This window comes from Moraxella sp. K23 (genome assembly GCF_041154765.1).
In the GTDB taxonomy this organism is placed as follows: Bacteria; Pseudomonadota; Gammaproteobacteria; order Pseudomonadales; family Moraxellaceae; genus Faucicola; species Faucicola tetraodonis.
Window position 1 is genome coordinate 2,110,894 of record NZ_AP031595.1, and the last position, 13,932, is coordinate 2,124,825.

The 13,932-nt window shown below is 46.7% G+C and carries 14 protein-coding genes; 5 read left to right on the forward strand and 9 right to left on the reverse strand.

Features of this window, described 5'->3' with window-relative positions; translation table 11 throughout:
• Positions 1-22 precede the first annotated feature (22 nt).
• The 5 genes from ACAM37_RS09325 to xerD are packed head-to-tail and all read left to right on the forward strand — an operon-like array spanning position 23 to position 2,777.
• Entirely contained in the window at positions 23-589 is a 567-nt protein-coding gene (locus ACAM37_RS09325) for a YqgE/AlgH family protein (protein WP_369626073.1), read from the forward strand.
• On the forward strand, positions 582-1,067 hold the full coding sequence (gene ruvX / locus ACAM37_RS09330; protein WP_063619555.1) for a Holliday junction resolvase RuvX: 486 nt from the start codon (positions 582-584) through the stop codon (positions 1,065-1,067). Before ACAM37_RS09325 ends, ruvX begins: the two co-directional genes overlap by 8 nt.
• Positions 1,064-1,531, forward strand: coding sequence for a hypothetical protein (locus ACAM37_RS09335; protein WP_050324896.1), 468 nt, complete (start codon positions 1,064-1,066; stop codon positions 1,529-1,531). The genes ruvX and ACAM37_RS09335 overlap by 4 nt, the downstream gene beginning before the upstream one ends.
• Positions 1,524-1,796, forward strand: coding sequence for a sulfurtransferase TusA (gene tusA / locus ACAM37_RS09340; protein WP_050324895.1), 273 nt, complete (start codon positions 1,524-1,526; stop codon positions 1,794-1,796). Before ACAM37_RS09335 ends, tusA begins: the two co-directional genes overlap by 8 nt.
• Before the next feature lie 36 nt (positions 1,797-1,832).
• Positions 1,833-2,777: a site-specific tyrosine recombinase XerD gene (xerD, locus tag ACAM37_RS09345; protein ID WP_369626074.1), complete on the forward strand. Its 945-nt coding sequence runs from the start codon at positions 1,833-1,835 to the stop codon at positions 2,775-2,777.
• A 45-nt stretch (positions 2,778-2,822) separates the two neighbouring features.
• Here xerD and ACAM37_RS09350 read toward each other — a convergent pair whose 3' ends face one another.
• The 9 genes from ACAM37_RS09350 to galE all read right to left on the reverse strand — a co-directional run bounded on the left by ACAM37_RS09350 (position 2,823) and on the right by galE (position 13,932).
• A complete protein-coding gene (locus ACAM37_RS09350) occupies positions 2,823-3,719 on the reverse strand; it encodes a putative RNA methyltransferase (RefSeq protein WP_369626075.1) in 897 nt (298 codons plus the stop codon).
• 68 nt (positions 3,720-3,787) lie between these two features.
• The gene (mraY, locus tag ACAM37_RS09355) at positions 3,788-4,906 is read right to left on the reverse strand and encodes a phospho-N-acetylmuramoyl-pentapeptide-transferase (protein WP_050324892.1); all 1,119 of its coding nucleotides are present in this window, start codon (positions 4,904-4,906) and stop codon (positions 3,788-3,790) included.
• 229 nt (positions 4,907-5,135) lie between these two features.
• Entirely contained in the window at positions 5,136-6,608 is a 1,473-nt protein-coding gene (locus ACAM37_RS09360; RefSeq protein WP_369626076.1) for a UDP-N-acetylmuramoyl-tripeptide--D-alanyl-D-alanine ligase, read from the reverse strand.
• Between the two features lie 65 nt (positions 6,609-6,673).
• On the reverse strand, positions 6,674-7,318 hold the full coding sequence (locus ACAM37_RS09365) for a histidine phosphatase family protein (protein ID WP_369626077.1): 645 nt from the start codon (positions 7,316-7,318) through the stop codon (positions 6,674-6,676).
• A gap of 14 nt (positions 7,319-7,332) precedes the next feature.
• The gene (locus ACAM37_RS09370) at positions 7,333-8,910 is read right to left on the reverse strand and encodes a UDP-N-acetylmuramoyl-L-alanyl-D-glutamate--2,6-diaminopimelate ligase (protein ID WP_369626078.1); all 1,578 of its coding nucleotides are present in this window, start codon (positions 8,908-8,910) and stop codon (positions 7,333-7,335) included.
• A gap of 19 nt (positions 8,911-8,929) precedes the next feature.
• A complete protein-coding gene (locus ACAM37_RS09375) occupies positions 8,930-10,999 on the reverse strand; it encodes a peptidoglycan D,D-transpeptidase FtsI family protein (RefSeq protein ID WP_369626079.1) in 2,070 nt (689 codons plus the stop codon).
• 12 nt (positions 11,000-11,011) lie between these two features.
• Entirely contained in the window at positions 11,012-11,518 is a 507-nt protein-coding gene (ftsL, locus tag ACAM37_RS09380) for a cell division protein FtsL (protein ID WP_369626080.1), read from the reverse strand.
• A gap of 183 nt (positions 11,519-11,701) precedes the next feature.
• Positions 11,702-12,661: a 16S rRNA (cytosine(1402)-N(4))-methyltransferase RsmH gene (gene rsmH, locus ACAM37_RS09385; RefSeq protein ID WP_369626081.1), complete on the reverse strand. Its 960-nt coding sequence runs from the start codon at positions 12,659-12,661 to the stop codon at positions 11,702-11,704.
• Positions 12,662-12,897: 236 nt separating this feature from the next.
• Positions 12,898-13,932 (reverse strand): UDP-glucose 4-epimerase GalE, encoded by a 1,035-nt coding sequence (gene galE / locus ACAM37_RS09390; RefSeq protein WP_369626082.1) that lies wholly within the window; start codon positions 13,930-13,932, stop codon positions 12,898-12,900.

Here is a 13,932-nt window from a genome sequence, read left to right on the forward strand (position 1 = left end):
TTTTAATTAGGTATGCCACTGAATGTCAAAAAACCAAAATCTTACCAACCATTTTTTGATAGCGTCGCCCAATATTGACGGCGGGATTTTCTATCAATCTTTGGTCTATATTTGCCGTCAAGACCAACAAGGCACGTTAGGGCTGGTAGTTAACAAACCCATCGAGACCAGCAACGTCGCCAAACTGTTTGAAGAATTAAATATTGATGTGACCATCACCGACTTGCACCGAAAATTACCCTTAGATGGAGGCCCCATGAACCCGGAAGTTGGGTTTGTGCTCCATACGGGACAGCCCGATTGGGTATCTTCGTTTGCCATCACCGAAAACGTCTGTATCACCACTAGCAAGGATATTTTACAAAGTATCGCCAATGGTCAAGGCGTTGAGCATTTTGAGCTTTGTCTGGGTCATGCCAGCTGGGGAAAAAGGCAGCTAGAAGAAGAAATCAACCAAGGCGATTGGTTTGTTTTGCCGGCATCAATGGGGCTATTGTTTGATATCGACCATCAGACTCGCTGGCAAGTCGCCGCTCAGCAGTTGGGCGTTGATTTTAACAAACTGAGTACGGATATCGGCCATGCTTAACCTGACTATGGCGCAAGATACCCATCACACCCATACTATCGAAACGGTGATGGGGCTTGATTTTGGCATCGCAAAAATGGGTATCGCCTTGGGCAATACCTTAACCCAAACCGCAAGCCCGTTGATGCAGTTTAAAATGGATAATGGCAAACCCAATTGGGATGAATTGCTAAAAATTATCGAGTCATGGCAAGTAAGCACCATCATCATCGGTTTGCCGCTGAATATGGATGGTACTGCATCAGAGCTTGGCAATCGTGCCAAAAAATTTGCTCGTAGGCTTAAGCACCAGCTTGAGGAAGCGCATCGACCACGGCCGATTATTTTGGCGGATGAGCGCTTAACTAGCCGTGAAGCCAAAAATTTGGCTTGGGAATATGGGTTAATCAAAAGTGACAAAGAGCCGATTGATAGTATCGCCTCAGCGATTATGCTCGGCAGTTGGCTTAGAAGTGGCGAAGGAGCGCTGTTATCATGACTCAATTAAATGCACCTACTACGCCAACGACCAAAGGCTTTTCTGCCCCTGTTCTTGGTTTGATTGAGCACGCACAGCGACTCAACAAATGGTCAATTTATCTGGTTTATTTAGCAATTGCGCTATTTTTATTATTTGGTACCCTAAAGAGCTTGTCACAGTTTAAGGACAGTCAAACGATTTATACTTTGTTTCATTGGGTGCCTTACGGACTTGTTGGACTGACCATACCGCTATCCTGCTATGTGGCGTTTATTTTATACCGTTACCGTTTAAGCCAGCCGAGCATGCTTGCGCTGTGTATCGGTATGGGATTTGGCTTGTTTGTTATCAGTAGCTATGTCGCCCTAGCCGCCTGGATTGGGGTGGCGTTTATGTTTAAAGCCAATTTAACCCGTTTTTTTAATTTTATCCAAGAAAGTCGACAAACAGAAACTCAAAAAACAGAGACTCAACATGCCTGATGCCAATTACCAACTCGATACCCAAGGGCTGATTTGTCCAGAGCCGATTATGCTACTGCATAAAACCGTTCGTAAAGCGCAGTCGGGAGAGGTGATTCATGTCATCGCCACTGACCCTGCGACCACGCGCGATATCCCCAATTTTTGTCGTCATCTGGGGCATGAACTTATCGAGCAGCAAGACATCATCAACCCCCAACAACACCAAAATCCTGATCCGTATGCCAATGTGTATCATTACTGGATTAAGAAAAAAGCTGGTTAAAAAAAACTCCCCTTATCCTGAGATTTCAAGTCATTTATGTCCCAAGTCGCCGCGCGCCAACCGCGCCAAGTCAAAGCCTTACACCTTCATGATGAGCCCAGTTATATTCAGCAGTTTCGCCAAGAATTGCTAACCCGGGGACTTGCCACCAATACGCGCAATGCTTATATTCGTGACTTGATGCTGTGCGAAACCACCTGTAGCAAAGCCATCACCCGTTGGGACGCCAGTGACGTGTTGGCTTGCCTAGCGGCGCTCTATAAACAAGGCAAAACAGCACGCAGCCAAGCGCGTGCCTTATCATCGCTCAAACAGTTTTTCTTATGGCAAATCAACGCCAATCAGCGTGATGACAACCCGTGTGAGCATATCAAGACCCCAAAACTTGGGCGCGCGCTGCCCAAAGATTTATCCGAAAGTGATGTCGACGCCCTACTCGCCAGCCCAGATACATCGACCCCATTGGGCATGCGTGACCAAGCCATGTTTGAAGTGCTCTATGCCTGCGGGCTGCGTGTCTCTGAGCTTATTCATTTATCGTTAAGTGAAGTCAATCTCAATGCAGGCTGGTTACAGGTTACCGGCAAAGGCGATAAGACTCGGCTGGTACCCCTTGGCGAAGTGGCGATTGATGTATTGACCGATTATTTGACCGTAGCGCGACCGCAATTATGTATCATGAAAAATGGCCAAGAAAGTCGCTGCCAAGCGGTATTTTTGACCCAACAAGGCGGCTACATGACCCGCCAAAACTTTTGGTATGTCATTAAACGTTACGCCAAGCAAGCCGGCATCGAAAGCGAAATTTCTCCACATACCTTACGTCATGCCTTTGCTACTCATTTGCTCAATCACGGCGCTGACTTGCGCAGTGTACAGATGTTATTGGGTCACAGTGATTTATCAACCACCCAAATCTATACCCATGTGGCTACGGCAAGACTGCAACAGCTACATCAGCAGCATCATCCGCGCGCTTAAGGCTGTTTATAAGGTAAAAAAATAGCCCACTGACGGGCGCTTTTTTTACAGACAAATTTTTTGAAACCCATAAATCATAAAATCGGTCGTAAAGCGCATTGACCCTGCTTGCTGGCAGCGCTGGATTAATGCTTCACGTCTGGCTAGCTGCGCCCGAAATGCATAGGGCGTCATCGTCAATAAATCTTGTAGCTGCGTAGCGGTAAGCGAAATCGTGGTTTCCACCCGCGTTTGCTTAACCAACTCAAAATACGGTGCTAATTCATCGATAAATTTGTCTGAGTCGTGCGCCACGATTTGTTCAAATAGCCCATCACGCATCTCAATCAAGTGATTGACGGCAGGCTTGGCAATCACTACAAAGCCCTGATCGCTGACCAACCGATGAAATTCATCCGGCAAAATCGGGCTAAAAATACTGGTCAATATACTTACCGCCTGATTGGCCAATGGTACTTGCGAAGCAGATGCCACTAAGCAGTATTTTTGTGTGGTCGTGCTAATTGGTTTAAGTCGTTTGGCCGTGGCAAGTACGGCAGGTTTGCTGATATCAAGCGCGACTAATTTACTTGGGTTAAGCTGTAAAAATCGCTCAGTGTAATATCCTTCGCCACAGCCAATGTCTAGCCAATTTACCGATGGTTGGGAGGATAATAGCCCTTTGCAAAAGTCATAGAGCCCATCTTGCAGCGACTGATAAAACCCCGCTTGCAGAAAACGACGCCGCGCCATAATCGACTCATCACTATCGCCAGGGTTTTTGCTATGCTTATTTTGCACCGGTAGTAGATTCACATACCCTTGTTTGGCGACATCAAAGCCATGTTGCCGCTGCTGCGGATTTTCACCGGTGCATTGCCAAACTTTTTCACCCACCTTTAGCGAACTTTGGCAAATCGGGCAGCGAAAATTTGCAGAAAATGTCGAAGGCAATGCCACCATAAAAATATCTCAAAAAAAACCGTTAAAAACCCAATTGATATAAAGCGCCGTTAGCGAACCTAGCAAAGTTAGCGAAGTTTTAACGTCATCAGCCCTAAGATCACCAAGACAATGGTAATAATCCAAAAACGGGTGACCACTTGGGTTTCTTTCCAGCCGCCTTCTTCAAAATGGTGATGCAGCGGCGCCATGCGAAAGATGCGTTTTTTACGCAGTTTGTAAGAGCCTACTTGTAGCATGACCGATACCGCTTCTGCCACAAATAAACCACCCATGATAAACAGCACAATCTCTTGACGCGTCATCACAGCAATGGTGCCAAGCATCGCACCTAAGGCTAATGCACCCACATCACCCATAAACACTTGGGCGGGATGGGCATTAAACCATAAAAACCCTAAGCCCGCCCCAACCATGGCACCACACACCACTGTCACATCGCTATTATAAGCAATATAGGGCACGTGGAGATATTCAGCAAAGCGAAAATCCCCTGACACATAAGCAAACACCCCTAAGCCTGCCGCGACCAACACCACAGGAAAAATGGCAAGACCATCCAAACCATCGGTTAAGTTGACCGCATTTGAGGTACCATTAATCACAAAATAGGTAAAGATAATAAACGCCAAACCCAATGGTACAGCGGAGAAAGGAATCGACACGTTTTTAAATAACGGAATCAGTAAATCTTGCATGGCGTGAGCTGTCGCCACATGCGGCTGCTGACTGGCAATCCAGTATAAGGACACACCAACAAATAAAGCGCCAACTGACAACCAAAAATATTTTTTGCGTGCAATCAAGCCTTTTGGGTCTTTATATTTGATTTTTAGCCAGTCATCTGCCCAGCCCACCGCGCCAAAAATCACCAAGACCACCATCAAAATCCATACGTAGGGGTTGGTTAGATTCGCCCACAGTAGCGTGGTGACTAAAATACTGCCTAAAATTAAAATCCCGCCCATGGTGGGTGTGCCTGTTTTGGCAAGGTGACTCTGTGGGCCGTCGTTACGAATGGCTTGTCCATATTTGAGCGCCCGCAGCCGTTCAATGACGCGTCCACCAAATACCATACTGATACCCAGCGCAGTCAGCACGGCTAATAAAACACGTAAGGTCAGCGATGACACAGCCGAAAATGGCGAATAAAATTGGCTTAGCCATTCAAATAACCACAATAGCACGAGTGGACTCCTTAGGGGGTTCTGGGTAAAACAGGGATGCAATGTCCCTATCATGATCATGATGAAATAAATGAAAACTCGCTATGAAAACTATCTGTGAAAACCGTATCACTTGGTCTCATCAGCAAAAACCCATCATGAAAAGTTGACTATTTTAAGTAAAAATTCACAAAAAATCAGCCAATTTTTATTAAATGGCTGATGAAAGTTCTGTTTTTAGCTAGGATGGCTAACGAATTAACTCATCCATTACTTGCTCCATCATCATATAGCGCGAGCCTTTAAACAAGATATGCCAGGCGTCATCACTACTCGCCAGCTTATCTTTGATCGCCGCAAGTAGGGAGGCTTTGTCTGGATATGCCTGTGCTTGCATGCCGGATGCTTGCGCTTGCGCGACGGTAACAGGCGTTAACTCCCCCACCGTATACAGCACAGTCACGCCAGAGGCGGCAATAGCCTCACCGAGCTTGCGATGCTCCTCTTGCGCGGCGTCACCCAACTCACCAATATCGCCCAACACCAACATGGTGGGCGCACCTTGACTCACCAAAACTTGCGTGGCAGCAACGACGGCACTGGGATTGGCATTATAAGTGTCATCAATTAACGTATGTTTACCAAACTCAATGAAATTGAGTCGACCTTTGGCAGGTTTGGCGGTATCGAGTCCTTTGGCAATATCATCAATCGACAGCCCCAAGGCTTGCGCACAGGCCGCGGCGGCTAAGGCATTGCTGATGTTGTGTTCACCTGCAAAGTTTAAAGTGACGTTTTGAGTCTCGATTTCATCAATTTCAAAATTGAAATTTAGGCTAAAGGTGCTGGTATTACCGACTTCCACATCATCGGCAAACACATCGCCCATCAGTAGCACCGTATCTTCATCTGTTAAGCCAATTTCTTTGGCTTGTTGCATATCCACGCCAGCATCTGCCAAGGACACGTCACGCTCGCCAAAGGTGAGAATATTTTGGGTAAATTGTTGGGCATTATTGAGTAGCGTATCAAAATAATCATCACCAAATGGCACAATCGCTGTACCTGTGTTACTTAATCCTTGATAAATCTCAGATTTGGTCTTAGCGATATTATCACGCCCGCCAAACTCCCCCAAATGTGCCGTGCCGATATTGAGCACACAAGCGACATCGGGTTTGACAAGCTGCGTGGTATAAGCAATCTCTCCGACATGATTAGCACCAAGCTCCATGACGGCGTAACGATGCGCGTCGGTCAGCTCTAGTAGCATCATCGGCACGCCCAAATCATTGTTGAGATTGCCGCGGGTGATAAGTGTCGGCGCAATACGGTTTAAAATACTGCCGAGCATTTCTTTGGCGGTGGTTTTGCCGCTCGAGCCTGTAATCGCGACGACTTTTAGATTGGGAAGTTGGTCACGGCGGTAAGCACCTAATTTGCCGAGTGCCAATTTTGTGTCAGTCACTACAAGTTGCGGCAAGTCACTTTCGACTGCACGACTGACAATCGCTAAGACTGCGCCTTTATCTTTGGCAGTTTGTACATAATCATGGCCGTCAAAGTTATCGCCTTGGATGGCTAAAAAGATATCGCCTTGTTCGATTTTGCGGGTATCGGTGATAATTTTTGTGGATGTCTGGGTAAAATCACTGTGAAAGATTGGGTTTAGGTCTTTCACCGCTTCGGTTAAGTTGGCAGATTGCCAAATATATGCAGTCATTGTCGTCTCTTTATTAGGGTCTCTTTATTGGGGTATCTTTATTCGGGTCTCTTTATAGTTTATTACTAGCGAATCTCGTCATCTTGCCCATCATTGCGCACCCATACTTTCTTGATTCCTGCAGGAGCGAGCAACAACACTTCGCAATTTTTGGGGCGCATTGCCAGTTCAAACTCACGGAATTTTTTCATATTATATAGACGCGGGCTATCGCCAAGTAGCAGTTGCCAGATAAGCATGCCAATCCACATGCCGTGGGTAAATACTAGATAGGTGCCATCGGGCAAGCCATCAAAATAAGCACGCACCTTTTGTACCCGCGCTACAAAATGCTCAAAACTGTCCGTCACTTCACTGGCTCGGTGCGCAGAATGCTGTTGCCAAAAATCATCGGCAATCACACGGATGTCATCAAATGACAAATCCTTGATGGTGTCAAAATCCAAAAAGTTAAATTCGTGCAATTCTTCGATGACAGTGGCTGTGCGCTTAGTGCTTTGAAGATAAGGCTGAGCCGTTTGCTGGGTGCGAAGATACTGGGATACAAAAATCTCGGTGACTGGCTCGCTGATATGGTCAGTAAGCCAATCCGCCAATGCTTGCGCTTGCGTCTTGCCAACGTCAGTAAGATTGATGGCATGGTTGGGGCGCACTGCTTGCCCTGCATTGGACTCGCTTTGGGCATGACGGATTAGGTAGATTTTTTTCATGATGCTAGGCTAAGTTATTTGCCAAATTTGTCAATGGCATTTTTTACCACCACTTTATCATCAAAATCGTGGCGCACCCCTTTGATTTCTTGATAGGTTTCATGCCCTTTACCTGCAATCACCACGATATCGTTAGGCTTGGCATGTTGCACCGCATATTCAATGGCCTTTTGACGGTCTGGCTCGATAATGGCTTGATAGTGCTGCTGGCAAGTCATGCCCGCTTGCATATCGTTCAAAATCGCGTTGGGGTCTTCACTGCGTGGGTTATCGGCAGTCAAAATCACTTTGTCAGCTAGGCGAAGTCCTGCTTGCGCCATCAGTGGACGTTTACCCTTATCACGGTCACCACCACAGCCAAATACTGCCCATAGCTCACCTGTACAGTGCGATTTTAAACTGGTCAACACCTGCTCTAGCGCATCTGGCGTATGCGCATAATCCACGATAAAACAGCTACTGGTCGATGGCACCCGATCCATACGACCTGTGGCGCCGCGAAGCGTTGGCACTGCCGCTTGAATTTGCGCCACACTCAATCCCATCGCGGCACTTTGCGATAACGCGAAGGCGCCTGCGATACTCGCCAGCAAATTGGCCACATTAAATCGCCCTAACAATGGACTGTTCACCGTTAATTCACCTTGTGGCGTGACAGCTTTTGAAAGAGCAATGGTCAAATCACCCCCTTGCAAACTAGGCAGGATGGTTTTGGCAAAAAAATCGGCTTGGTCATTGGTCAAGCTATACGTCCACACGGTTAAATGGGATGCGTTAGCCGCCTCAATCATCAATTCACTAAATTCATCATCTAAATTAATAATCGCGTGAGTGAGGGTGGGAAAATGCGCCTTATCAAACAGTCGCGCTTTCGCCTGCGCATAATCGTCCATGTCAGTATGATAGTCGAGATGATCACGACTTAAATTGGTAAATATCGCCATATTGACAGGTACGCCTTGCAGCCGCTGTTGGTGTAACCCGTGAGAGCTGGCTTCAATGGCTAAGGCTTGTACGCCTTGCTTGGCAAAATCATCAATCGCATGTTGCAGATTAAAGACTTCTAGGGTGGTGTGGGTACTTGGGGTAAGATTGGGCGCCCCTTTTTCACCAAGCACGCCATTACCTGCCGTGCCCATCACCGCAGTTTTGATGCCCGATTGACTGATGAGTTGGGCGACCAGTTGGCTTACGGTGGTCTTGCCATTGGTGCCTGTCACCGCGATGACCGCAGGCAACTTGGTGCGATGTTGCTGTTGCAAACTGGTTTGAATCAGAGAACCTAAAAAATCACGAATGGTAGGCAAATAAATAATCGGCAACATAAACTGCGACTGGAGCGCAGATACATCAATTTCTGACAACACAAACGCCGCTTTGTCTGTGACTTGGGCAAGATAACCTGTAACTTTTTCCAAATCAAGGCTGTCGGTCGCGTTTTGACTCTTTAGCAATACAAATACATCGCCCTGACCCACTTGACGGCTATCGACCACAAACTGCCCAAATGGTTGATTCATGACAGGGTTTAACAGTTGTCGCACGCTTTCTGGTAGCGATAGCGCAGACATCATCGGTTGCAACGTAATCATAGCTTTTTCCATAGGGTTGTTATAAGTCATTGACACTTTCGATGCTGGTGGTAGTGGTTTCTTTACCCGATAGCGGCTTGTCAAACGGCACATTGTACAAACGCAAGGCTTCTTTCATCACACTGCGGAACACGGGTGCTGCAACCAAACCACCAAATTTGTTAATACGCGGGTCTTCAACCATGATGGCGACCACAAAACGTGGGTTGGAAGCAGGGGCAATACCGACAAATGCGGTACGATATTGGTCATTGTAATAACCGCCTTTAGGGTTGGTACGTCTTGCCGTACCGGTTTTACCCGCCACACGATAGCCATCGATAGCGGCTAAGGTTGCCGTACCGCCAGGCTCAGTGACTGACGTCATCATATCGACAATGGTAAGTGCATCGCTGGTTTTGATGACTTGCTTGGCGGCAGGTTTGGCAAAAGGGACGGAGACATTATTGGTACTACTGCTATTGAGCGCGTTATCACGGGTACTTTTAAGCAGCGTCAACGGATGCATCACGCCCCCTGCACCTAGCACACTGTAAGCTTGTGCAAGCTGCGCTAGCGTGACTTGGAGACCATAACCGTACGACACAGTTGCGCGGCGTGCGATTTCATTTTGCTCAGGCGTTGGCACTAGTCCAGCAGATTCACCGGGTAATTTTAGGTTGGTTTTTGCGCCAAAGCCAAAGGCTTTTTGCGTATCACTCATCGTGGTGGCAGGCAAAGAAAGGGCAATTTTTGCTGAGCCAATATTACTCGATTTTTGCAGTAGGGTACGCAGACTAATGGTACCTAAATTGCCATGGTCACGAATAGTATGCCCTTGCACCACCATGCTCCCTGGACTGGTATTAACCAGTGAGTTGGCATTGTATTGTCCTGACTTTAAGCCCGTGGCAACGGTGATGGGTTTCATCACCGAACCTGGTTCAAATACATCCATCAAGGCATGGTTACGCTGGTTTTCATTGGATAAACTATTTAAGTCATTGGCGTTAAACGACGGCCAGTTGGACATCGCCATCACTTCGCCCGAGTTGACATCGACAATCATGCCCGCTGCCCAGCGCGCCTGCTGTACTCTTCCGACTTTTTCAAGCTCTTGGTACAAGATATATTGTAGCCGTGAGTCAACGGTTAGTTGTAAGTCCTTGCCAGCGACTTCAGGTTTGACTTGTTCGATTTCTTTAATGCTGTTGTTTTTGGCATCACGCATGACCATGACTTCGCCATCTTTGCCCGATAGCATGTCATTAAATACGCGCTCTACCCCAGCTTGCCCTTGGTAATGCGTGCCATCTGTCATGTTAGTACGCGCCATAAAGCCTAATAATTGGGCATTGGGCTGTGGCTGTGGATAGTAGCGCTGATAAAACGTGTCGGTACTGACCCCAGCAAAGTTGGCATCAATGAGCGGCTGTGCTGCTTCAGGTTGCACATTTTTCATTAATGGAAAATAATGCGACCCTGCGCCCGTGGGCAATACAGCTTTTACCGCCTCTTTATCGGCAAGATTGATGTTGTCATTGATACGTACCGCATTTTTAAATTCGCTGACGCTAATGCCTGTCAATGCCGAAAGTTTGGCTAAATCCATATTCTGCAAGCGTTTTGCAACGCGCTCAAGCTCACGACTGACTGATTTACTCGGTTTAGACTTTTGCAGGTCTTGCTGGCGCGCTTTGAGCTCATAGTATTCAACCGCATAATCATGCGGACTAAAGTACGCCGAGGTTAACGGGGCAGAAATCGCAAGCGGCATGTTATTGCGGTCGGTGATCATGCCCCGGTAAGACGGCTCTTTTTTGACGGTGGTAATGAGCGAATTACCTTTACCTTGATAGTAGGATTTATTAATGACTTGAATGTATGCCAATCGTCCAAAAATCGCCACAAACACCAGCCCCATCGCTATCCAAATAGACTTAAAGCGAATGGCATCTTCTTCAATGCTGCCTTGGCGTGACGCCCCACTACGACGCTTTGACGCATTTCTTTTAGGGGCAGTGACTTTGAGCACAGGCACTTTGGTGGGTCGCCCTGACATGGTATTGGCAACTTTGGTGGTTATCGATTTTTTATTACGAGTATTCACGCGGTTGCCTCATCAATGCTGCGTTTCTGGATTGATAGCTGGAGTGTTTGACTCGTTGCTGCTGGCGTCACTGGTAAATACCGTGACTTTGTTGTCGTGAATAATCATACGATCGGACAAGTTAGGGTAAAACATATTGAGTTCAGTCACCGCGCGATTGGTCACTTGCGGGGTAGCGCTGAAAGTTTGCTGCTCAATCAGCATACGTTGGTGTTCCATTTGCAGCTGGCGAAATTGTTTTTTGAGTTTTTGCAGCTCGCCATATTGTTGGTGATAACTTTGGATTTGCTCGACGACGCTCACCCCTGTCCACAAAATCGCAATCACTAATAGCATCATCGCAACCGTATATAGACTAACGCCGCGATACTCGGTATCGAGCATCTCGCTAATACTGGCACCCAAGCCTTCACTGCTTTTTTTCATCGTCGTGTTATTTTTTACCGTTGCATCGTTATTTTTGGCGGAGAAAAGACGCGTTTTTTTGAGCGAATTTTGGTTATCGCGGCCATTTGACATGGGTTTACTCGTCATGGGAGGCAGGGGCTGAGATTTTGGCATTTTTATATCAAAGAGCTTTTTATATCAAATAGCAGGGTATCAAGATAAAACAAGTCATTATAACGCAACCCATCTAAGTTTGGTTAATGCAATCGCTTTTTATTGTTTGTTATAAATATCATGTTACAAAAACGGCTGCTTTTACAATCGGGTGGCTGACCGAAGCCAAGCACTTCTGGCGCGCGGGTTGGTTTTTATTTCCGTATCCAACGGGGCGACACGCTCAGGTTTAGATAGGAGTTTGGGGCGTTTGGGTGGCATCGGCAAATTGGCATCTTCAGGATATTGACCTTTACTGTGTTTTTGCAAAAACTGCTTGATGATGCGGTCTTCTAGCGAATGAAAACTAATCACCGCCAAGCGTCCCCCTACGTTAAGCGCCATGAGCGATTGATCCAAGAAGCTATCGATATCACCGAGTTCATTATTGATAAAAATACGCATGGCTTGAAAACTTTGGGTAGCAGGGTGCTTGCCTTTTTGCCAGTTGGGATGCGCCTGTTTGATGGTTTCTGCCAGCGCTAGGGTAGAATCGTAATGTTCCATTTGTTTGATTGCCCTTGCAATACGGCGGCTGTGTCGTTCTTCGCCATAGTTATACAGCACATCTGCAAGCACAGTTTCATCCACGCGTTTTAACCATTGGGCGACCGATTCGCCACGGGTGGTATCCATGCGCATATCCACTGCCCCATCGCGCATAAAGCTAAAGCCGCGGCTACCGTCATCCAGCTGCGGTGAGGACACGCCCAAATCTGCCATAATCCCATCGACCTGTTCAATCCCTAGTCGCTGCAGATTGTCCTGCAGCTTGGCAAAACTATCATGAATTACTATCACGCGCGCATCATTGGCTGCCAATGTTTGCGCCGTTTGTATGGCTTGGGGGTCTTTATCAAATACGAGCAGACGACTATCTTCATCCAAATAAGTTAACAGCAATCGGCTGTGCCCACCGCGCCCAAATGTCGCATCGACAAAGGTGCCCGTTTTTTTGATGGTTCCTGTCTCTAACTGCGCTATAGTTACATTAAGCACACTTGCCACCGTTTCTTTTAGCAAAACAGTTTCATGGATAAATTCAGGTGCGCTAACAGTCATAACAGGCTCAATGGGACAATAAGAAAAAAGAAATTCGCTAAACAATCGCTAGGGTAAAATAAATAAAAATCATAATTTATCTAATCCTCTATTATCGCTGAAGCAAGCCTAGGGTCAAGTAAAATCATAACCTTGACTAGGTTTTTATGATAAAAATGCTCATCTTTGATAAAACCTACCCATAAAAAAGACGGTCATAAAACCGTCGTTAATACTCGCCAGTATTAAAGGGGTGCTTAATCGTCATAGCCATTAGGGTTTTGGCTTTGCCAACGCCAGGTGTCGGTACACATACGCTCGATATCAAACTCAGCTTGCCAGCCCAACAGATGCTTGGCTTTATCACTACTGGCATAACAACTGGCAATGTCGCCAGGTCGTCTTGGCGCTATGCTATAAGGCACGGATTGACCAGTGGTTTTGATAAAGGCATTCACCAATTGTAATACAGATGTTCCTTTACCTGTACCCAAGTTAATCGGCTCAAATCCAAGCTGGGTTTGATTTTCCAAATACTGTAAAGCGGCCACATGCCCTTTTGCCAAATCAACCACATGGATGTAATCTCGCACGCCTGTCCCATCCACAGTATCATAATCATTGCCAAACACGCTTAACTGCGGCAGCTTACCCACTGCCACTTGACTGACATACGGCATCAAATTATTCGGGATACCATTTGGATTTTCACCTATGGTTCCGGTATGGTAGGCACCAATGGGATTAAAATAGCGCAGTGAAATTAATTGCCAGTGGTTATCTGATTTTGCCAAATCTTCAAGCATATGTTCAATCATCAGCTTGCTTTGCCCATACGGATTGGTCGCAGAACGCGGTGAGGATTCGACAATCGGCAAGGCTTCTGGGTCACCATACACGGTTGCTGATGACGAGAAAATCAAGTTTTTTACATGGGCGTTGGTCATCGCATCGAGTAGATTGAGCGTGCCTGCGACATTGTTTTGATAATACCAAAGTGGCTTGGCAACCGATTCACCGACCGCCTTTAGCCCTGCAAAATGAATCACCGCAGTGAAGTCATGCGCGGCAAAGGTTTTGGCAAGCAGCTGTGTGTCCAAAATATCGCCTTCGATAAATTCAATAGACTGCCCCACAATTTGCTGAACGCGCGCCAGCGATGTGGGACTACTATTGGATAAATTATCATATACCACAGGGGTGAATCCTGCAGCAATTAGCTCAATTAACGTATGTGAGCCGATATAGCCTGCCCCGCCAGTGACTAAGATTTTTTTGCTTTGATTGGTCAT

Excerpts from the sequence above, each read along its gene's own strand:
- ACAM37_RS09325 (WP_369626073.1), top strand. The coding sequence starts at position 23 with ATGTCAAAAAACCAAAATCTTACCAACCATTTTTTGATAGCGTCGCCC.
- ruvX (WP_063619555.1), top strand. The coding sequence starts at position 582 with ATGCTTAACCTGACTATGGCGCAAGATACCCATCACACCCATACTATC.
- ACAM37_RS09335 (WP_050324896.1), top strand. The coding sequence starts at position 1,064 with ATGACTCAATTAAATGCACCTACTACGCCAACGACCAAAGGCTTTTCT.
- tusA (WP_050324895.1), top strand. The coding sequence starts at position 1,524 with ATGCCTGATGCCAATTACCAACTCGATACCCAAGGGCTGATTTGTCCA.
- xerD (WP_369626074.1), top strand. The coding sequence starts at position 1,833 with ATGTCCCAAGTCGCCGCGCGCCAACCGCGCCAAGTCAAAGCCTTACAC.
- ACAM37_RS09350 (WP_369626075.1), bottom strand. The coding sequence starts at position 3,719 with ATGGTGGCATTGCCTTCGACATTTTCTGCAAATTTTCGCTGCCCGATT.
- ACAM37_RS09360 (WP_369626076.1), bottom strand. The coding sequence starts at position 6,608 with ATGACTGCATATATTTGGCAATCTGCCAACTTAACCGAAGCGGTGAAA.
- ACAM37_RS09365 (WP_369626077.1), bottom strand. The coding sequence starts at position 7,318 with ATGAAAAAAATCTACCTAATCCGTCATGCCCAAAGCGAGTCCAATGCA.
- ACAM37_RS09370 (WP_369626078.1), bottom strand. The coding sequence starts at position 8,910 with ATGATTACGTTGCAACCGATGATGTCTGCGCTATCGCTACCAGAAAGC.
- ftsL (WP_369626080.1), bottom strand. The coding sequence starts at position 11,518 with ATGTCAAATGGCCGCGATAACCAAAATTCGCTCAAAAAAACGCGTCTT.
- rsmH (WP_369626081.1), bottom strand. The coding sequence starts at position 12,661 with ATGACTGTTAGCGCACCTGAATTTATCCATGAAACTGTTTTGCTAAAA.
- galE (WP_369626082.1), bottom strand. The coding sequence starts at position 13,932 with ATGACCAATCAAAGCAAAAAAATCTTAGTCACTGGCGGGGCAGGCTAT.